At 48.6% G+C, this 21,225-nt stretch carries 10 protein-coding genes; all 10 read right to left on the bottom strand.

The annotated features are described in order from the left end of the window. Nucleotides 1-140: 140 nt before the first annotated feature. Nucleotides 141-1,682, bottom strand: coding sequence for a response regulator (locus tag CHH60_RS08410; protein ID WP_095358809.1), 1,542 nt, complete (start codon nt 1,680-1,682; stop codon nt 141-143). 96 nt (nt 1,683-1,778) lie between these two features. Further along, entirely contained in the window at nt 1,779-4,109 is a 2,331-nt protein-coding gene (locus CHH60_RS08415) for a glycoside hydrolase family 95 protein (RefSeq protein ID WP_095358810.1), read from the bottom strand. A gap of 121 nt (nt 4,110-4,230) precedes the next feature. Further along, complete coding sequence (locus CHH60_RS08420) at nt 4,231-6,273, bottom strand: alpha-galactosidase (RefSeq protein ID WP_369680178.1); 2,043 nt, start codon at nt 6,271-6,273, stop codon at nt 4,231-4,233. Nucleotides 6,274-6,423: 150 nt separating this feature from the next. Further along, nucleotides 6,424-8,808 carry a glycoside hydrolase family 95 protein gene (locus CHH60_RS08425; RefSeq protein WP_095358812.1) on the bottom strand — a complete coding sequence of 795 codons (2,385 nt, stop codon included), beginning with the start codon at nt 8,806-8,808 and terminating at the stop codon, nt 6,424-6,426. A gap of 12 nt (nt 8,809-8,820) precedes the next feature. After that, entirely contained in the window at nt 8,821-10,572 is a 1,752-nt protein-coding gene (locus CHH60_RS08430; RefSeq protein ID WP_095358813.1) for a right-handed parallel beta-helix repeat-containing protein, read from the bottom strand. 95 nt (nt 10,573-10,667) lie between these two features. After that, nucleotides 10,668-12,314, bottom strand: coding sequence for an extracellular solute-binding protein (locus tag CHH60_RS08435; protein WP_095358814.1), 1,647 nt, complete (start codon nt 12,312-12,314; stop codon nt 10,668-10,670). 63 nt (nt 12,315-12,377) lie between these two features. Further along, on the bottom strand, nt 12,378-13,277 hold the full coding sequence (locus tag CHH60_RS08440; RefSeq protein ID WP_176476013.1) for a carbohydrate ABC transporter permease: 900 nt from the start codon (nt 13,275-13,277) through the stop codon (nt 12,378-12,380). A gap of 17 nt (nt 13,278-13,294) precedes the next feature. Beyond that, entirely contained in the window at nt 13,295-14,179 is an 885-nt protein-coding gene (locus CHH60_RS08445) for an ABC transporter permease (RefSeq protein WP_255247871.1), read from the bottom strand. Between the two features lie 321 nt (nt 14,180-14,500). Further along, on the bottom strand, nt 14,501-16,864 hold the full coding sequence (locus tag CHH60_RS08450) for a helix-turn-helix domain-containing protein (RefSeq protein WP_255247868.1): 2,364 nt from the start codon (nt 16,862-16,864) through the stop codon (nt 14,501-14,503). Between the two features lie 124 nt (nt 16,865-16,988). Next, nucleotides 16,989-20,885: a X2-like carbohydrate binding domain-containing protein gene (locus CHH60_RS08455; protein WP_255247872.1), complete on the bottom strand. Its 3,897-nt coding sequence runs from the start codon at nt 20,883-20,885 to the stop codon at nt 16,989-16,991. Nucleotides 20,886-21,225: the final 340 nt, after the last annotated feature.

Below are 21,225 nucleotides of genomic sequence, written 5' to 3' on the forward strand. Positions count from 1 at the left end.
CGTTGTAATAAGGGATAAGCGCTGCATATTGGTTACATGCCTAATTGTAAAAAGAGCGACAGGAATGATCCATATCGCAATGTTACGATTCATATTTGAATTTCTCTCTTTTACAAAACAATCGGGCGATTTATAAACGTTCAGATCGTTTTCCTGTATTCATTCGGCGTTACTCCTTCATTCTTAAGAAAAAGAGAAATGAAGTAGGACGTGCTCTCGTAGCCTACTCTCTGAGCAATATCATGAATCTTGAGCGAGCCATCTGCCAGCATCTCCCTTGCTTTGCCAAGCCGGATACGCGTCAAATAATCATGGATGGTCATTCCTGTCTTTTCCTTGAAAATGGACCGCAAATAGTTAGGTGACAGATAAACCTGTTCAGACAGGCTGTTAATCGTAACCGGGTGATTGTAATTTTGATCAATGAGGGTGCGTACCTTATGAATCAGTTTTTCATTTTTATCCATAAATCGCTCTCCCAGCAGATTCACGGCGTGACCTGCCGCATCCAGAATCAGCCCCTCTATCTCATGCAACGTCGATGCATTATAAATGGAGTGATACAGCTCGGCTCGTTGAACCCCCTTCGATAAATGCTCCTGCACCTGTTCCAGCAGTTCATCGACGAGATCGATGGACCAGTCACATATCATCTTCTTCTTGATTCGCATGGCAGCCAGGGCTTCAATATATTGATGCAGCTTCTGTGCTGCCCACTCAAAATCCAGTTGATGTATCGCTTCAAACCATTCTTTCTTCTCAAAAGGCGGCATATGTTCGCTGTACAATTGATTCGTTACGGCTTCTGCATGGATCATCGTTCCGGTTCCTTCGTAGAAACGCTCATTCAGGATCACACGCATTTGCTCGTATAAATAGTGGAGATTGGACAATTCGGCAGCTTCGGCTCCGACCGCTGCAGTCACCGTAAAATCGAGTGCACTTCGCATTGCCACAGCCAAGTCCTCCCAGGCGTAATACCCTGGCTGTTGGTCTGCTTCTATAAACAGTCCTGTCTCACCTTCCTTGTAATCAACAAAGGTAGCCTTCAGATTCTTCGCCTGGAAATAGTAATTCAGATAAGCCACCAGCCTGGTGGTGCATTCTTCCAGACTCTGCTGCTCTTCTTCGGCTTCAATGGGATCGATGCTGAACAAGGCCAAGGCATACCGTGATGTCACGGGCAGACGGGTCAACCTGCTATAATCGGATGCCAGCTCCACAGCACGAGTCGTGTCTTTTTCATAGGACAGTTCCTTTAGAATCGTGGCTTTAGCAGCCTCCGTGGAACGTTTCTTGATTGCAACTTCTTCACAGCGCTGTTTCACTTTCGAAATAACGCCTTCAATTTCATTCAAATCAAGGGGTTTAAGCAAATATCCGACCGCTCCGACATGAAGCGCTGATTTCACATAATGGAATTCATCATGTCCCGTCAGGAACATCACTTGAATGGAATCATACAACTCATGTATTTTTCGAGCCAGGTCAATTCCGTTCATAATGGGCATCTGCACATCGGTAAGTACAATATCAGGCTGAAGGGCCTCAATCTTCTCCAAAGCCTCTCTGCCGTTGCTCGCTGTCCCAATAATGTAGATCCCCATCTCTTCCCAGCGAATATAATCTCTCATCATCCCAAGCCCGAGCTCTTCGTCGTCTACGAGAAAAATACTGTACATTGAAGTCCCCTCCATTTAAGCTATCTCTGTCTCTATTATATGTTTTCTCTCCCATTCGACCAGATCGGTTATGATACAATTGCTTATTGGCATGATTCATCGGTCAATCAAGTCCAGCTCACGATTAAATGTGTAACTTCCTCCTGCTTCGGCATGAAAAGTCGTTCTCCGCTCTCCTCTGCATACGGTGTACGTTCCAGACGTAAATGCACGGATTGTGGCGGACGTCAGCTCTCCATCCTCCCAAACTGCATCTACTTCGGCATTGCCTTTGGCTCTTAGCCCGGTTACCTTCCCCTTACTCCAAGCCTGCGGCAGTGCTGGCAAGAGATGAATTTCGCCTGCGTAACTTTGCAGCAGCATCTCCGCAATAACCGCTGTTCCTCCGAAATTTCCGTCAATGACGAAAATATTGGTTTCAGCACCGGCAATGCCTGATTTGGAATACGTAAACAGATTATCGAAGCACAGTCCACTAATCAGGTGCGAGACATGTTTGTAGGCCATTTCTCCATCATGCAGCCTCGCAAAACCGAGTCCAAACAGGGCAGCCGTAAATTCTACATCCTCCAGTTCCTCTTGCAGCATCCGGTTTTGCATCGTCACTCTTGCTGCCGCACTAAGCTCAGGTGTCCGCTCAGGCGTGACCTGATGCCCTGGATACAGTGCGAATAAATGTGACAGATGCCGATGCTCCGGCTGTGCTTCCTCATAGTCCTCCAGCCATTCCTGCAGCTGTCCTTTTTCCCCAATCTGCAGCGGTGGCAGCATATCAACAGCTTCTCTCAGTTGTTCACCGAACTCCGCATCCCTATCCAGTAGTTCAACCGACTTCAGGCAAAATTCAAACAGCTCACGCACCAGAATCTGGTCTAATGTCGTTCCCATCGAGAGCTGGTGCACAGCACCGCCAGCTGTACCCGGATAGAAATGATTCTCCGGAGAATTGGATGGCCCAGTCACCAGCCAACCATATTCGGGATGAATGTCCATATAGTCGAGATAGAATACTGCGGCTTCTTTGAGCACAGGATAAGCCGTATTTTCCAGAAAAGCACGGTCCTGGCTATATTCATAATGCTCCATTAAGTGAGTGGCGAGCCACAGTCCTCCGGTAACATTCAGCCCCCACGATGTATCCCAGCCGGGAAGTGTAAATCCCCAGACGTTAGAGAAGACATGCGCAACCCAGCCTTCACTGCCATATAAGTTACGTGCCGTTGACTTTCCGGCTGCTGCCAGGTCTTCAACATACCTCATGAGCGGAAGATGGCTGTCTCCCAAATTCGTAATCTCTGCCGGATAATAATTCATCTGGGTATTGATATCCAGGTGATAATCACAGCTCCAGCCCATACGGCATGCTTCTCCGTCATTCCATATTCCCTGAAGATGAAGGGGAAGCGGAGAATTGGCACGCGAACCAGCAATGGTCAGATACCGGCCATATTGCAGAAATAGCGCAAAAAGCTGGGGATCATCATCCCCACCTCCAGCCAGCAGCCGGATGCGCTGATCTGTCGTCAGATTACTTTTGCTTGCAGTCCCAATCTGAATGTCGACCTTGTTATACTGCTCTGCGTAATCCTCGATGTGATCCGTTCGCAGAAGGGAATATCCTTTGCCTACTGCCTTATCGAGTATTACGCGGCTCTCCTGTTTCCACTCCGGTCGCGTTTTGCGATAATCGGTACTGACAGCAAAGTAAATGGAGGCCTCATCCGCTCCCTGGACGGTCAATATTCCGTCACTCCCGGTAACCTTACCGCCAGCGACAACAACCTTCACATACCCTTCGGCCGATACACCACAGTTGCCGTTGCTATGAACATTCTCGGTAGCCTGGCCCTCAAACTTCAATGTACAGTCATCCATTATTGTGCTGCGGAACGATCCCGTGTCTCCCTCCAGACGGAGCGAAAAGGACACGCCCCCAGAGCGATCACTCCAAACTCTGGAAACAATTAGGTCGCCAGCATGTGATGCAAAAACCTCACGATACACAGTTGCATCCTTGTTCCTCCAGGCAGCCCTGGCCAGCGCAAGGTTTAAGTCCAGCTCACGGCGGAAGCTTTCCTCTAGCGTTCTTTCAGGGGCCTGCTCGGCAAATTGTATGACAACCTTGCACAACCCCAAATTGGTGCCGAAATTCTGCTTGTCGGGCTGCAAATATTGCTTCGCAAGACGATCTCCCTCATCATAATTGCCGGAATAGAACTGACGCCGCATCTCCTCCAGTGCCCTCTTCCCTCCTGTAAGAGCCGGCTCTGGATCTGCTTGACCGGACCAGTAAGTCACCTCACTCATGCTCCACACTTCACGATTCGGTGCAGCCATGACCACAGCTCCCATTCTTCCGTTCCCTAGGGGCAATCCTTGATTCCAATTCACTGCTGGGGTGGAGTACCACAATGTAAAATCGTCCATTTCACGTCCTCCTGTTCAAATGGATTATCTGAATCTATAATGACGAAAACCAAATAAAGCGCGCTGTCTGTGTCCAACAAAAGCGCGCCTATTATTAGGTTGATGCAGATTGTCAGCTTCTTCAAACTGTTAATCTGAAAATTTTGGACTCAGCTGGTTCCAGCATTACGCTCATATGGCCGCTGGCTTCCCCTTGTCCCCCTTCCCATAAATCCTGATAACTGTACACCGTACTTGCATCCAGTCCGGCTCTCTCCAGGGAAACCGTTCTATGTGCGGCATTCGCAGCATCAAAATTAAAAACGGCCAAATAAAAGCTCTTTTCGTCAGCCGATTCCAGTACAAATACGTCTGATGCCTGCTTCCCACAATCTCCTTCCAGCGGACGGAACGTTCGGCCGAGCCGGGCAATGTTCATGATTTCCTTGTTGGCAAGCCAGTCTTTTGCCCGCTCCGCAGCTTCTGCCTGACGGAAATCATCTCCGAGCAGCAATACCGTACCTGCAATCACCGAGGCGGTAAGGCGGCTTCTTCCTTCGTGCCAGCCAGTTGCTTCCTGGTTGAAGCTCTTATACAGCACGGAATGGTCCGGATCATTGTAGCGGTACAGCGTATTGTTCATCCACCAGCCATGGGTCAATGAGTTTAACAGGTATTCCGTATCCTGAAGCGTACCGAAGACATCGCAGGAAATGCGGCGACTGTGAGCGAAGGCATACGGAAAGATCGGCGCAATGGACAGGTTGATGAAGAACGGGCGGCCAGTAGCCTCCGGTGAGAGCTTTTGCTGTAAATAAAACATGCCGTGGCGATACGCTGCAATCCCTGTTGTGATCTCGGAGTCGTAATGCTGCCCTTCAAGGGCACCATGTGCAAGGAAGTCCAGCTTAATATACTCGAATCCTTCCGAGATGAATTTGTTCGCAAACCAGTCCATTCTCAGCAGATTTCCGGGATGCGTCGGGTCTATAGCCAAACCGCCATCTACATCGGGCAAAACCTCGCCCTCCATGTCTCTAAGCAGAATATCCCCGTAGGTATACTGGCCATCTGTCCCTTCCACGACTTGGGTGAACTGTTCGGGGCTCCCCCAGAATGTAAATGGCGTCCAGTAGGTACCCGCCCTGTGTCCATTTTGCCGTACCCGGTCCAGCGCATCTTTCATCTGTTCAGGTGTAAAGTTGTCCCAGAAGGCATCAAAGTTAACGTATAAGGTCTCTTCGTTCTGGAAACCCAGAGGCTGCACTTCCTTCTTCAAAAAATCACTGGTCGACGTATACAAGTCATAATCGAGTTTACTCATCGCTGCAGACCAGCTGTTCCAACCGACCGGAACACCGCCCTTCCATGGCAGTGGGGCCTCCATCCAGGTGTTGGCACGGCCATAAGCTTCGAGTCCATCTCTATAATCTTCGTAAAATCCGATGAATGCGAGTGGTGATTCAATGATTTTCCCAGTCACATATCCATGCGGCAGGGAATCGCGGGTCAGCTCACTGACAGCTCCGCCATAGAGATCCAGTTCTTCAACGTGGCCGCTCTTCTCGCTTTTAAACCGGATGCCCGTTTTCCATACCTCATGCGTGAGTGAACCCAGAATCAACCCCCGGCGGCTATCCGGCTCGAACACGGCTGCAGCTTCATAGCTTTCGACATCCACTGGAGGTTTGACAACCGTGTATCGAACCCATTTGTCGTTATCAAAAGGAATCCGCAGGATGCTGAGCTCTTCCTGTTGATTTCCTGCGTTAAGCGTTACCTGTTTGGATTGAACGACCGCGATGCGATTGACCTTGATCTCTTTATCACTTTGGATTGTGCTCTGTACCAACACAAACGGTACAGACTCGTATACATAGAAATGCTGTTCTAGTTGGGGAAGCTTGGACGACTGGTGCAGGATCACCAAGTGCACTCCTTTGCCGAATCCTTCCCGGACAATGGCTTCCTTGCTTTTCAGCTCATGTCTCTCATAGTGTGCCGTGCTATATTCCCGACCTTGCCAGCGAAAAGCGCTGCGGAAATGGTTAACAAAACAAGAGCGGTTGTCATAGCACGAAGCCTCACCATTCTCAAGATGAATCTCCAGATTTACATGGCCGTTGCTCACTTGGATCCGTGTGTCATTCTGCTGCACTTCAACGGCTGTATCGTTTGTTAGCATCATATGCCTCCTCGATGTTGCATGGTTGGTTGGCAGGAGCGGTCATCCCCTCCCCCAAGTCTGCCCTCATTATAAAGACAGGACAGACCGTAATCCATGCACCGATCTTCCGATCCATATCGCGATTTAACACACTTCCTGGCAAAATGTTTACTGGTCACCCTCCACTGCAATACTGTACGTTTGACCAGCTGCTGTTGGAAATTTCAGTGTCGAGGGATTGATGCGGATCGCGTCCAACCGGGTGCCATTCGAAATTACGATGAGCGGGACATCACTACGAAGTACACAATCCGTACCCAGCATGGAGGTGATCTGCGCTTCGGCGAGCTGTCCCCTATCCCACCAGATGCTAACTTCAAAACCGCCTCGGGCACGCAGCCCGGATACGTAGCCCTTCTGCCACGAATCCGGTAGGGCCGGAAGCAATTCAAGATACGAAAAGTGAGACTGCACCAGCATCTCGGCGATGCCGGCGGATGCGGCGAAATTACCGTCAATCTGAAATGGTGGATGCGCGCCAAGCAGATTGGCGTATACTCCGCCGTGGTTGTACTGCTCCGTGTCCCCGTCCTGAACCAGACGGAGCATGTTAGAGAGCAGTCGCAAAGAACGGTTACCATCCCGAAACCGACTCCAGAGCGCAACACGCCAGCCCAGGCTCCAGCCTGTACTTTCGTCTCCGCGTCGCTCCAGTGAAGTTCTTGCCGCGGCAAACCATCCCGGCGTTTCCTCCTCGGACAACTGCCGTCCAGGATATACACCTACAAGGTGCGAAGTATGCCGGTGGTATGTATCCTCATCTTCGAAATCCTCCGACCATTCCTGAAGTTGACCATACTTACCGACTTGCAGCGGTTGCAGGCGTTCCCTGGCGCTCTCCAGCTCCTTCCTGAATTCCATGTCTGTTCCTAGTCGTTCCGCGGCTTCCATGCAATTGGTGAACAACTCCCAGATCAAGGAAATATCCATCGTTGAACCCGAGCTGACCGCTGCTACACCTTCTGCTGTGCGAAATTTATGCTCTGGAGAAGTGGATGGGGCTGTAGTCAAATTTCCGCTTCCATCTTCAATAAGCCAATCAAGTACAAAGAGTGCCGCCTCCTTCATGAGAGGATAGGCGGTTGTCCTCAAATATGTTTCATTTCCGCTAAAAGCATAATGCTCCCATAAATGCTGGGTCAGCCATACGCCCCCCATTGGCCAATACGCCCAGCTTGGATCTCCACCTCCGTAATTTCCAACCGGGGCTGTATGCGCCCATAGATCCGAGTTATGATGAGCCGTCCAGCCACGGGTACCATAGTTAACCTGTGCAGTCTCAGTACCTTTCTCTGCCAGATTACCGATCAGATCCAGCAGAGGCATATGGCACTCCGCCAAATTACAGACCTCAGCCGGCCAATAGTTCATCTCCGTGTTAATGTTCAAGGTATAATTGCTGCTCCATGGCGGGCGGGTAAGTGCATTCCATATTCCCTGAAGATTGGCGGCCTGTGTACCAGGGCGAGAACTTGAGATCAGCAAGTAGCGTCCATAATGAAAGAGCAGCTCCACAAGTTCTGGATCTTCTGCCGCATAGGTCGTAATCCGTTGGCTTGTAGACATGTCTTCCGGAGCGAGCGGCGTACCTAGATGCAGTTTCACTCTGTCAAACAGGGAGCGATAATCCGAGATATGGTCGTCACGCAGACTTGTATATGGCTGGGCTATTGCCATGTTCAGTCGTGACCCATTTATCGCTGTGACATCTCTTTTCTCCCCTTCCGGCATGTTGGCATAGCCATTAAAACTTGTAGCTGCACTGAAATAGAAGGTGGCAGCCGTTGCCCCCAATAGATGTATTCCTTGACTATCCACAATCACCTGTCCATCCTCTGCTGTCACCGCCAGCTGTCCTTCGAAAACCATGCCCTTCCCGGCTCCCGGTTCACCGTATCTTATGGGATTATCGCTTGAAACATAGCTGGGATCCACATGTTCCGGAGCGGTACCTGATAATACGAAGCGATCTTCCTTTACTTGAAGTGTGTGCCGAAGCGGGCTGTCCAGAGCGGCATGCACATGGAGTTTCCCCTGTACACTTGTGGTTAGACGCAGCACAATCACCTGATGGGGATTCGAAGCAAACATCTCACGCTTGTAGGTAACGTTCCCAACCTGGTATTCAACGCTGTGCAGTGCCTGTTCTATATCCAGCGTCCGTTTGTAGGAATGATGAATGCCCCCATGCTCAAAACGAAGAAGCAAATCTCCGAAGGGCAAGTAGGATTGCGTATAGGGTCCCTGCATCTCTCTCGTCAGCGTATCTGCCTCCTGGTAGCGTCTCTCCTGTATCAGCTTGCGAACCTTCGGCAAAACCTCCTTCGCGCCCGGATTATTACCGTCCGTAGGATAGCCCGACCATAAAGTGTCCTCGTTCAGACTGATTTTCTCCTGCTCTACTCCTCCAAAAATCATGCCACCGACACGACCATTACCAATGGGAAGCCCCTCGGTCCATACACTGGCAGGTTTGTCATATTGAAGTTTCATAGGTTCTCTCCCTCATTGCGTTTTGGCATTGCTACTGACTGTATTGCCTTGAATATCAACTTCAGTGCAAGCGGTGATATGGACGAAGTCTTCAATGCAGGACCGCAGATCCACTCCGCCAGCACGAACGATTTCATTCGATCTGAAGACTAATCCGGAGGTATTCTTGGCACATAAGAGCATAACGTTGCTGCACGTCTCGAATTGATTGTTCTGAATAATCACCTGCTTGTGAACGGGTAAACCCTCATCCATCTCTTCGTTTTCCGGCACAATGGAGATAACCGGGTATTTCTCGCTCCCGCATTCAATGAAATGATTGCCTGTAATGGTCACATCTTCTACCCTCCCTGACTCATACCATGACTTGGCATCCGCCGCTACTAAAATAGCACTCATATGCATCCGTTCGAACACATTGTTAGCAATCCATACTTTACGCCGGGTGGTTACCAGAATGCCCCGAGTCGGGACCCTGGCAAAATAGTTATTCACAATCTCTACCTCAGGTGTCCAGGTGATGTTCTCAATCACATCCTCGCTGCCTATATCTTCCGGGAGACCATGGGCCAAGGTCAAAATGAACTCACGTGCAGTCAGACGTTGGACTCCCATCACTTGGTTCGCTGCATAGGTGGTAAGAGAGCCAGCACGAACAAACTCGATCTCGTCCCCTGGGTAAAACGCAGGAAGACCATACGTCTGGGGATGCATGAAACGGACTTTTACAAAATTCTCCCCCATTCGCTCGATGATACGAAGATAGGTCCCATGCACATTAATGGAATCATCGTGTGAACCTATAAAACGGCTGCCCTCCACCACGACCTTGTCTCCACAGCTGGACAGATGAAGAAAATCGGCGAAGCCGGCAACCGTTCTTCGGGTTTCGATACGAGGAGTCATATTCATTAGGCGAAAAGTAAGATTACGACTGAATTGGCCCACAACACCAAGTCCATGCATGAAATGCAGACTGACATTTGCAAAGGTGACGTCTGAGCATTCGGTGATAAATACACCCACCTGGTCACGAAGCCCATCCCGGTTTTGCAGGACATGACCAAGGCCAACATTAGGGGAGAAATCAAAATGAAAACGAAGCAGCCTCGGCTCGATCTCCTCAACTTTTATTGCCTGCTCCAGCCAGTTGTCCATTCTCCATGTTGTATTGTGCAGGGGATCATAGGTCTGCATCGGCCCGTTCATAAAGCTCCAATCCTCTCCGACCCAGGCCAGTTGTCCGTTAAGGATCTCATACCGGGAATCCGGATGAACCCTGGCATCGAAATAGCTGCTTCCCCTGTCTACAATCGTCATCTCGGTCACCGTTGGCCGGTCATAGTCAGTACGCAGATTGCATATCTCCACATTGGTGCAACCGTCCAGAACCAGCATCGTCTGCTTCCCGTGGAAAATAAACAATGAGTCGTTGCCTTCCAGTTTCAGTCCATTCAGACCTTTCAACAGCAAGCCAATCGTCTTGGTGATATCCGGGTTCTCTTCCTCACTGGCCGTATTTGAAATGTAATAAGGAGCCTGAATGGCTTCATGCGGATAAAAATGATACCTCCCATGAGCACAGTCCAGAACCACTGGTCCGGAGATTTGAGAGGCTGCCCGAATGGCACGAGTCATGGCAGGTTGAGTATCCTGCTCCGAATCCGGCTGAGCCCCATAATCCGTTAATCGAATAATCACAGGTGCAGCCTCTGCAGCTTGTTTCGACCGATGAATGATTATCCACCCTTTCTTGTTAGTCATTGAACGAAGACTACTCTCATCATCCTTATGCTGTGAATGCAACAAACATCAGGTGCCTAGTCCAACTCAGGCCCTGATGTTCGAATCTTCACCTGCTATTTGGACGCCTCGTAGGCCTTTTGCAAAATTTCGAGATAACGGTCCAGCTTCAGGTTTTCCAGACCTTTAACATACGCATCCCAATCCTTGTTCAGATCCTTGTTGCCCGTAATGAATTGAAGCTGGTTCTGCTCAATGTAGTTTCGGATATTGGTTTGCAGCAAGCTTGCTTCATCAATTTCGGAAGGATCAATCCATACAGACCAGATCGGGAACAGCTCTTCTGGCTCGTGTCCTTCATACAGCAGCGTAGCATCATACAGTCTGCGCTCATAACCGTCGGAAGCATAGATATCCGTGCCTTGAACAAAGGTATCCCGATACTCCTTAGGCATATAAAAATGAGCCATTCCGCTCCAGCCCGCATTGCGCGGCGCCTCTCCCTCAGCCATCGGAATCTGTTTAACCATCGGCTTGGAATCCTTGCCGAGTGCCACGTCGCCTTCTCCCGGATCGGTCCAATCGATTCCTTTCAGACCACTCGCCCCGTTCGTTTGACCTTCGGCAGTGAACATATAGTCCACCATTTTAATTAGAGCAATCTGCGCTTCTTCGCTTGCCTTGTTGGTGATGACAAATTTGGCTCCCGGAGATACGCCGCCCCCATCATGCGTTGCGTACGACACGCCTCCCGGTCCGGAAATCGGAGGTACAGGGTTATAGTGTGCCGAGCGTGTATTGCCAGGATCAATGTTTACGAAGATTGCGGGATGCATTCCTGCCCCGACGCCGAGAATTTCCGCATCTGCATTTTCCCCAATTTTCTTAAAGGCTTCAGCGTTCTGTGTAAAAGCTCCTGGATCAATGAGACCTGCATCGTACAACGATTTGATATAGGTCAATCCTTCCTTCCACTCCGGCGTAATGGCTGCGGATTGAACCTTTCCTCCGTCCATTTGCAGGTAGTTGCGGTCATCATCGTACACAAAGGCATTCATGAGGAATGGAATGATGCGCACACCAAATTCCTCGATGGAACCGCTAAGAGGTACTTCATCCGCTTTGCCATTTCCATTCGGGTCCTGCGTTTTGAACGCCTGCAGCACATTTTTGAATTCCTCCGTCGTGGTTGGCATCTCCAGATTGAGCTTTTTGAGCCACTCCGTATTCATCCACATCTTGCTCGGATAGGAGCAGTGGAAACATTCCGTATAGGCAACAAGGCCATAAATGTTGCCATCCGGTGCTGTGTTAAGCGTTTTCAAATTTGAGTTGCTTTCCATCGCTGCTTTGATGTTGGGAGCATATTGATCAATCAGATCGTTGAGTGGAACGAGAACGCCCTGTTTGCCATATTTCAAAAGATCGGCTTGGGAGAATTGGTCAATGTAATGAGTAAGCAGGTAGGCATCGGGATAGTCGCCACTTGCCAGTGAGATCTGGCGCTTCTCCTTGGCTCCGTCCGACGGATTGATCTGCCAGTTGAATTTGATGTTGAACTTGTCTTCCACGAATTTGGTGAATTGGTTGGTCGGGATATCGATCCCCGATTCCTGTACGGAAAATACACTGATGTTCACCGGACCGTCTCCTGCAGCCGGCTCTCCTGATTCAGGGCTTGACGAGTTGTCACTCGAGCATCCGCTCATTACAATCGTGAACGCCATGAGCAGCATGAGTATGATTGTCAGACTTTTCTTCAAAATGGATCACTCCCTATAGTAATTTACCGGTGAAGAAAATGATTCCCTAACTCAAGCTGTGAGTTAACCCTTAATGGAACCAACCAGCATTCCCTGTACAAAATGACGCTGTACAAACGGATAGATCACCAGCACAGGCAACGTAGCCACCACAATCAAGGAATATTTTAACAGCTCGGCAAGCTGCTGTCTCTCCACCATTTTCGCCGCATCCATCGCTCCTGCACTGTTGTTCTGAATAATGATGCTGCGTAGAATGAGCTGTAACGGGAACAGATCAGCCGATTTAAGATAAATAAGAGCATCAAAATAAGCATTCCATTGCCCAACCGCATACATGAGCACCAGCACAGCGATAATGGGCTTGGATAGAGGGAGAACGATACTCCAGATGAAGCGCATGTCACTGCAGCCGTCCATCTCGCTGGCTTCCAGCAATTCCTCGGGAATGGAGGATTTGAAGAAAGAACGGGCAATGATGACTTGCCATACCCAAATGGCATTCGGAATCAGCAGCGCCCAGCGTGTGTCGATCAGATGAAGCTGCTTCACAACCATATACGTCGGAATTAATCCGCCGCTGAAAATCATCGTAAAGGTGATGATCATCATTAAGGCATTTCGGCCAAAAAAGCTTCTGCGTGATAGCGGATAGGCAATCATGATGGTCAGGACCACACTAATAAGCGTACCTACCACCGTATAGAAGATGGAATTACCGTACCCTTTTAAAATCTCGGGTGTGTTGAATAGTGCCTTGTAACCACTGAATGAAATATCTACAGGCCAGAGCCATACACGGCCAGAAGTGACGGCTGCCGGACTGCTTAACGAGCTGCTGATAATAAAAATCAGAGGATAGATCACCGCCAGTACAACAAGACTGAGCACAATATAGATCGTAATCAGAAACGCTCTGTCGGCGGCAGATTCCCTAATCTTTTTTGGTACCGTTGCTGCCACTTGAGGACCCTCCTTTCCTACCAGATACTATTGTTGGTCACTCGTTTCGCCAAACCGTTCACGGTAACCAGCAAAACGAGATTAATCAGCGAGTTGAAAAGTCCGACCGCGGTCGCAAAGCTATAGTTGGCATTCAACAGGCCAATGCTGTAAACGTAGGTTGCAATAATTTCAGAGTTGGCTAGGTTAAGCGGATTCTGCAGCAGGTAGACCTTTTCGAAGCCAATGGCCATGACATTCCCAACATTGAGAATCAAAATAATGACGATGGTCGGCACAAGACCTGGGAGGTCGACGTGTCTGATCTTTTGGAACCGTGAAGCTCCATCGACTTTGGCCGCTTCATAAAGCGTCGGATCAATTCCGGCGAGAGCTGCCAAATAGATCACTGCACTGTATCCTGCTGTTTGCCATATATCCGACCAGACATAGATGGATCGGAACATCCCGGGTTCACCGAGAAAATTGACCGATTCAAGCCCGAAAAAATTCAGGGCAATGTTGGCAAAGCCAAGCCGCGGTGCCAGAAACAGCATGATAATGGATACCATTACGACGGTTGAGATGAAATAGGGCGCAAACGATACGAGCTGTACGAACTTTTTAAACTTCGTGCTCCGCACCTCATTAATCATAAGGGCTAAGATAATTGGAATCGGGAATCCCGCCAGCAGCAAATATCCACTCAATATGATCGTGTTCTTCACCAGTGTCCAAAATAACGGATTTTCGAAGAACAGACGGAAGTTTTGCATCCCCACCCAGGGACTTCCCCAAATGCCTTTAATGACGTTATAGTCCTTAAAGGCAAGGACTGCATTAATCATTGGGTAATACTTGAAAATAAGAAAAAACAGCAAGGGTGGAATCACCAGCAGATGCAATTGCCAGTGCTTCCTCATTTTCCTGCGGGCATTGCTCCATAAGCTCGTTTCATTTCTCTGTGGCAATGACCTGTGATTCACAACGACTTCCTTTTCCAGAACAACCCCCCCTGACTTCAGCCTGTGATGTTCAATGGTGATAGCGCTTACTACACGTTGATCATAGTGGATTGGGATGTATTCTTAACAGGTACAATTGAGATGTAGAGCGTACAGTTATCCCTTTTCGAGGGCACAAACCTGCAACAGAACGGCCATTTCTCCATATAAACCGCTAGATTGCACCAAAAAGACCGCATCGTCCTCTTGGGACAACACGGCCATAAGACCTGATTGAATTCATTCGTAGGGAGTCTGTCTATACACGCTTGGAGAAATACCATTCAATCGTTTAAAGGCACGCCGGAAGGAATGTGAACTGTTGTACCCCACTCTTGCTGCTATTTCGTCCACGGTATAATTACTGTCCCTTAACAGGATCATCGCCTGATCCATTCGCACTTTGATCAGATGATCAGAAAAATTAACCCCCGTATACTCCTTGAACAGTTGGGAAATGTATTTTTCAGGCCGCTCAACATGTTCAGCAACGCGATATAGGGTTAGCTCGGCATCCGAATACATCTCTGCGGTATACGCTTTGATCTGTTTAACGATTTGACTATGAGTATCCTTCTTCTTGTTTGCAATCAGTCCGCACAGCTCTTCCATGATTTCGTACAATTCAGACTTAACGGTCTCCAGTGGCTCCGCGGACCCAATATCGATGACTCGCCTTTTGACGTTTTCGATGGAATCGTATTCCGTAAATGCCTTTTGATCAAGCAGCTTGATAAAGGTTCCCTTCATCTCGCCAATCAGTTGATGCTTCATTTCCATGGATAGCTCACGCTGCTCCATGTTCTGTACCATGATGGCTTCGACAATCCGCTTGGCTTCCTCAAGTTCTCCGGCCCGGATTGTTGTAATCAGTCGCTGCTCGGAGTCGAGCGGATAATAATAGGTCGTATTTTCGGTCTGTGTTTCACTGCTCCACACCATGCCCCTTTCGTTCATGTAGATGGCATATTCAAGAGCTTGATTGGCTTGGTCGAAGGAATCACTGACCTCCGTCACGGACGAGAAATGGTTGCCGAATCCCGACTGGATGGTGATCCGGTAATCATTAAACACAACCTGTGCCAAATCATCCATGATCTGCGTAATATCTTCTACAGTGCGTTGTGTATCAGCTTCCTCATCCTTGGAGAAAAACAACGTGGCCACCTTATCCGATCCCCAATCGGTCATCTGTACATTAGCGCCAAGCTCGCTCAGCGCCTGCTTCAACAGCAGCCGAGAAGCATTTAGCTCATTCAGGATATCCACGTTATCCATGCTGCCATAACCTTTGATTTGAACGAGACCCGCATATCCTGCTCCCTGATGCAAATGAATATCCGCCTGCTCGGCAGCAGACCAAATCTCGTCCCGTGATTTGAATTCACCGGAGATCAGGCGCTTCAAAAAAGCATCTCTTACGAGTGGCAGCTGGCGATTCAATTCTGTCTCGAGCAGCTTGTTCTTGGTGATCATATCCGAGATGTTTCCGCTTAGAAAATCAAACTCATTCCTGGAAGTCCCGTCATCTCGTCCGAATTGTTCCTTCATCACACTTAGCAGTCGATTAATTGGAGCGCTATGACGATAAGCAAGCACCAGCCCTACGAGCAGTCCAATCAGTAGTGTTCCACCTGTAATGAGCATGCTCATCTTCTTGATCTTGTTTGCATTTTCCAGAAGGAGGTCACGCGGAATCCCGGCCTGATATACCCAGCCGTTAGAATCCGATTGCGTAGTGATTACCAGATCATCCTCATAGAACTGACTAACCTTGTTCGGATCGAATTTCGGATCATCGATCATCTTGGCCATCTCAGGTTCTCCGCTGCCCTTCAGCGCAATGGTTCTCCCTTCCGCATCGCTAATGTGAACCCAGCCGCCATATCGGTCCGTCATACTGGACAGCAGTCCTACGATCATCTTCTCATCAATGACGACGACAGCTACCGCTGGCGAGGAATCGTTGAAGCTGTCCAAAGGCAGAGATTGCATATATGTAATGACCGAAGTTTGCTGGCCTCTGCTGACATAGGAACTGAGCGGCTTAATTTCACTACGATGCGTTTGTTTTAATACTTGATTCATCCATTCCTCCAGGGATAGATCTGTATAATGAAAATCGGCATAATAATGATTCGGCCTGTAGGAGGAACCCGGGGTAAGAATTAGATTATAATTGGCTAAATAAATATAATAATTCTGCAGGAAATCATTCGTCTGTCCAAACGTCAGCACATTCTCCATGGCTCGCCATATGCCATATACATTCGTTTCGTTATCCCTTTCATTCATTAGGACGTTCAGTTCCTGATTCACGGCAAGCTGTCTGGTAAAGCCTTCAACTTCAGCCATGCGCCGTTCCAATATTTCTTGGCCCTTCTCAAGCTGAGTAACCCCAGTCTCAATGGAAATGGACTGCGTTACGGAAATCGAAGTCAGATAAGACATGTAGCCACCTATGCTGGGTATGACCAAAATGATGACATACGAAATGAGAAATTTCCGAAAAACACTGGAATTTCGAATGGGCAGCCCCTCCATCTCCGAGTTGTTGGTAGCGCTATCATAATCAAAGATTATATCATTTTTTGGCTTAGTCAATTGTTTTCTTGCTTGTGCAGCAGCTCATTCATTACACTTTACTGATGCAGCCCACTCTTTATTAAAATGATTCAGAAAGAAGGGGACCTATACGGTCCCCTTCTCAGTCACACTATTTTCAGATCTATTCCACCCATTGCTCTCCGCCACTTGCAGCAGGCTTCGAACCATGATTAACCGACGCTTCTTCAATATCTCCAAAAGCCCAATGGGAAGGTGATACATCCTTCCACTGAGGCTGTGAAACTCCCTTAAGTGGTCCTCTTCCCAGCGACCGGTTAATGATAACAACGGCTTCTGCTCTTGTCAGCTCAGCATTCGGCCGGAAGGTGCCGTCCTTGTAACCTGTCAGGATTCCCAGGCCTTGGGCTTTTTGAATTGCTTCCTTAGCCCAATGACTGCCAATATCAGAGAACCCACTGCCTGGTTTGGTCGTATCCGGAGCCAGACTCTCAGCCAAACTTGCCATCTCTGCACGGGTCAAGGACTGATTCGGTTTAAATGTGCCATCCTTGTAGCCTTGCATCAGTCCCATTTTTGCAACTTTCTCTATAGCTGCTGCTGCCCAATGGGAAGAACTCACATCACTGAACGTCAAATCTGATGATGCTGCGTCTTTTTCAACGACTTTGGCGAGCATGGTTGCCATCTCTGCGCGAGTGATTTTGTTATTCGGTCTAAACAGTCCATCCTTATAACCGTTAATATACGCCTCATGCCGAGTCGTCTGAGTATTCCCGGAAGATTCCTCTCCCGCTTCTGTTTCCGGAACCGGAGTAACTGGAGGCTGTACAACAGGGGTTGAAGGTCCACTCGGATTGGAAGGTCCTGATGGATTGCTCGGATTTGTTGGGTTTGTTGGGTTTGTTGGGTTTGTTGGCCCGCTGTCCCCAGCAGATATCGTAAATTTCAATTGATCCGTGAGCATGAGCTCACCCGACTTTTTGACAGCCTTCAGCGTATGCACTCCACTTGTCAGGTTTGTTATGCTGTAGATCTCCTGCCTATTTTTACGTCCATCACTATACGTATCTACGGTTTGCACCAGATTTCCGTCGATGTAGATCTCCACCTCACCCTGCTGAGGCCCAGTCGGAGTAATCATACGGATGCCGGTACCTTTGAAGACATACTCAAAGGAATCACCATTTACCGCCGAATAATGAACATCGTTGAGATAATCGCCGCCAAAAACAAAACGGAGGTTCAACGTGCCGAGAGGCTGCGCAGCAAGGTAGGATTTTCTAAGCGTCACCTTATCCCCAGTTATCTCATAATCAGTTCCCTTTACCAGCTCAAGTGAGCCATTCATAATCTTCTTGAAACTTTCCGATTCCTGCAGAAGTGTCACTTCAATATCGGCTTGCGCAGATTCAGCTTTGTCAAAAACAGCACTCACCGGCTGAATGATATTGGGGATTTCCACCTTGAGGAAGTCAAGCAGCATGAACCGTCCCGACTTTTTCACGGCTTTAAGTGTGTGCAGCCCATCTGGCAGCCCTGAGACACTATAGACCTTTTGCTGCGCCAAACGTCCGTCACGGTAAGCACTTACCGTTTCCTTAAACTCGCCATCCACGTAAATATCCATGTCGCCCTGGGACGGATCCACTTCCGTAAAAAACTGAATACCCGTTCCCCTGAATTCATACTCAAAATAATCGCCGTTCTGCTCGGCGTAATGCACATCATCCTTATAGTCGCCAAATGCTCTTCCCGTGCTGCGTGACCAGTTGCCGCTATACTTAATTGCGGGATCGTCATTGTTAATCATCGCGAATCGGATTCCTGAGGTGTCAATAACCTTAATCGTCAGCGTCTGCGGATCCCCCGCGCTAAATAACACGTTAAACTTCGTTGTGCCGACGGGCAGCTGGGTGAGGTATTGTTTCTTGATCGTTAACGTATTGTCAATGACATCATAGTCATCTTCGCCGAGATCGCCCCCGTCGTATTTCACACCAGTTAACGTATTACCGTTCAGGTTTAACGTAATTTTCACATCCGCCTGCTGATCCACTGCCTTATCAAAGTCTGCAGCGGTTGGGCTTATTGCACTGTTCTGCCCACCAGACTCTTTTTCCCTGATTACCTTGAGCGCATCCAGAAGCATGTATTGGCCCGATGCCTTAACGACCTTCAGGGTATGTGTTCCACTTGGCAGATCTGTTTTGCTGAACAGGACCTGCTGGGCTTCCCTTTCTCCATCGGTATAGGCGCTTACCTTTTCTGCCTCTCCATTATCAAGAATAATACTCATGTCCCCTTGCTCTTGATGCTTCTCTGTCAACAGCTCGATGCCTGTACCTGTGAACGTGTATTCAAAATAATCTCCGTCTTTTTCCGTATAATGCACATCGTCATTGAAGTCCCCGAAACCTCTGCCGGTATTCGTATTCCATGAACCTGTGTAATGTATCTCACTATCGTCATCGTTAACGTAGACCACCTCGGTAACCGTGGTATCGTCTCCCACAACGGATGGTTCAGCAGCAGGTTCATCTGCTACATTGGAGTCTCCTGCTGTACCCGCATTCGTTCTCTTATTGCCTGTGGAATCCTGAATCGCTATAGTCAGATCCTGTGAACCCTCTAATTGTTCCTTGCCTCCATTTCGCTTCCAATCTCCGGTATAACGCATGCCTGTATCATCGTCATTCACCGTCGATGTTCCGCTCAGTGCCTTGACTTTCAGCATTCGTGAAGCATGTGGCTCCAATAAACCGCTGTTAAATCCCTCGTTAAAGGTACCCAGTTCGGAATGGCTCCACAGGTCACGGACCGATGCAGGTCCTTCCAGACCAATATCACTCCAATTGACCTTAACCTCAGCGCTCCGGTTCCCCAGATTAAACAGAGCCACACTGTATGTTCCGTCTCCGTTATTGGCATACCATACCTGCTGCTGGGTATCCATCGATACCGGATGAGCCGGACGTCCAGCCTGATTGACAGCGATCACTTCATCATTGGTAAGAAGTTCAAGTCCATAGCTGTCCAGCCTGGTCATGTCATTCCCTGTATACAACGGTGCAGACGAGATCGCCCAGAATGTCATGGCTGTCTTCCGTTCATCCTTGGTGAGCCCATCCATGGATCCATTGCCCACGTTTAAGGAGTCAAAATCATTCCACCCGCCAGGGCCTGCATCACGCCACCAAAGCGCAGCGATTGGAAACAATCGTGCAATATTAGCCCACTGCGTTAATCCCACATTGCTGTCGTATGCTTCCACATCCCAATCGATACGCCAGCCATTAGCGTGTTTTTTCCAGAAATCCACGTAGTTATGGTCCAGTGCCCATGAAAGCTCGAACCAGATATTATGCCTTGCCAAAGCTTTGGACCAGGCCTCCACATCTCCTCGTGCATCCCGGCTCAGATTGTTAATGCCTGATCCTGGAGTCACGCTGTCGAATTTGACAAAGTTAATGCCCCACTCGCCCAGTAGATCTGCGATAGAATCGATGTATTTCTGAGCACATGGATTCGAAAAATCAATCTTGTAGGTATACGCATTCCAAGCATCCATCACGGTAAGCGGCTGATAAGCAATATCCTGCATCCGGCAAGCTCCGCCCGTCCCATAGATTTCAAGGTTTTTATTGTATGCATCTATGGACAATCCGGGAATCAGATAGATCCCGATCTTCTGACCATTGTTATGAACATAGTCGATCACCTCCTGGAATCCGTTCGGATACAGCTCTTGGTTAGGAATCGGTCTTCCGTATTCATCATTATCTCCGTTCCATCCCGCATCAATATTGATATATTCATAGCCATGAGCCTGTAACTTCTCGCGCATGGCATCAGATTGCTTCTTGATGCTCTCCGCTGATGTCCATTTTACGGAAGGGTCATACACCTGCATACTGTAACTGCTCCAGCCCATGTAAGGTTTCTCAGCTAATTTTGTCTCTGCAGCAGCTTCAACCACACGACCTTTGGTCCCTGTAAAACCAAACTGAACTGCTGCAAAGATGAACACCACAAAAACCATCGCCATCCGTTTACCCATTCGCTTCAAATCATCCCTACCCCCTCTGAAATAGTGAATTCAAATCCATAATGATAGCGCTTTCCTTACGTGAAAAGAATAGTGGATGTATTATGCTCAGGATAGGTACAATTCGGAATTTTGCGTACATTTCACCATGAAAGCAGGGGTACAACAACCATAGAACAGGCATTTCTCCCCTTACACCGGAGATTTTGCAAGTGAATTGCTGCCATCAGATCGATTCAGAGGACGTTGTTTAAGTAACGATGTGTGTATCGTGGTTTTGGTCACATAAAAAAGAAATAAAAAAAGGTTTCCCGCAGGCGCTAGCCTAACGAGAAACCTTTTCTTCTTATGA

Source organism: Paenibacillus sp. 7523-1 (genome assembly GCF_002276415.1).
GTDB classification, from domain to species: domain Bacteria; phylum Bacillota; class Bacilli; order Paenibacillales; family Paenibacillaceae; genus Paenibacillus; species Paenibacillus illinoisensis_A.

Bases quoted from the DNA above. Each gene is read 5' to 3' on its own strand.
- CHH60_RS08430 (WP_095358813.1), bottom strand. From the start codon at position 10,572: ATGACTAACAAGAAAGGGTGGATAATCATTCATCGGTCGAAACAAGCT.
- CHH60_RS08455 (WP_255247872.1), bottom strand. From the start codon at position 20,885: ATGGGTAAACGGATGGCGATGGTTTTTGTGGTGTTCATCTTTGCAGCA.
- CHH60_RS08420 (WP_369680178.1), bottom strand. From the start codon at position 6,273: ATGCTAACAAACGATACAGCCGTTGAAGTGCAGCAGAATGACACACGG.
- CHH60_RS08415 (WP_095358810.1), bottom strand. From the start codon at position 4,109: ATGGACGATTTTACATTGTGGTACTCCACCCCAGCAGTGAATTGGAAT.
- CHH60_RS08445 (WP_255247871.1), bottom strand. From the start codon at position 14,179: ATGAGGAAGCACTGGCAATTGCATCTGCTGGTGATTCCACCCTTGCTG.
- CHH60_RS08425 (WP_095358812.1), bottom strand. From the start codon at position 8,808: ATGAAACTTCAATATGACAAACCTGCCAGTGTATGGACCGAGGGGCTT.
- CHH60_RS08410 (WP_095358809.1), bottom strand. From the start codon at position 1,682: ATGTACAGTATTTTTCTCGTAGACGACGAAGAGCTCGGGCTTGGGATG.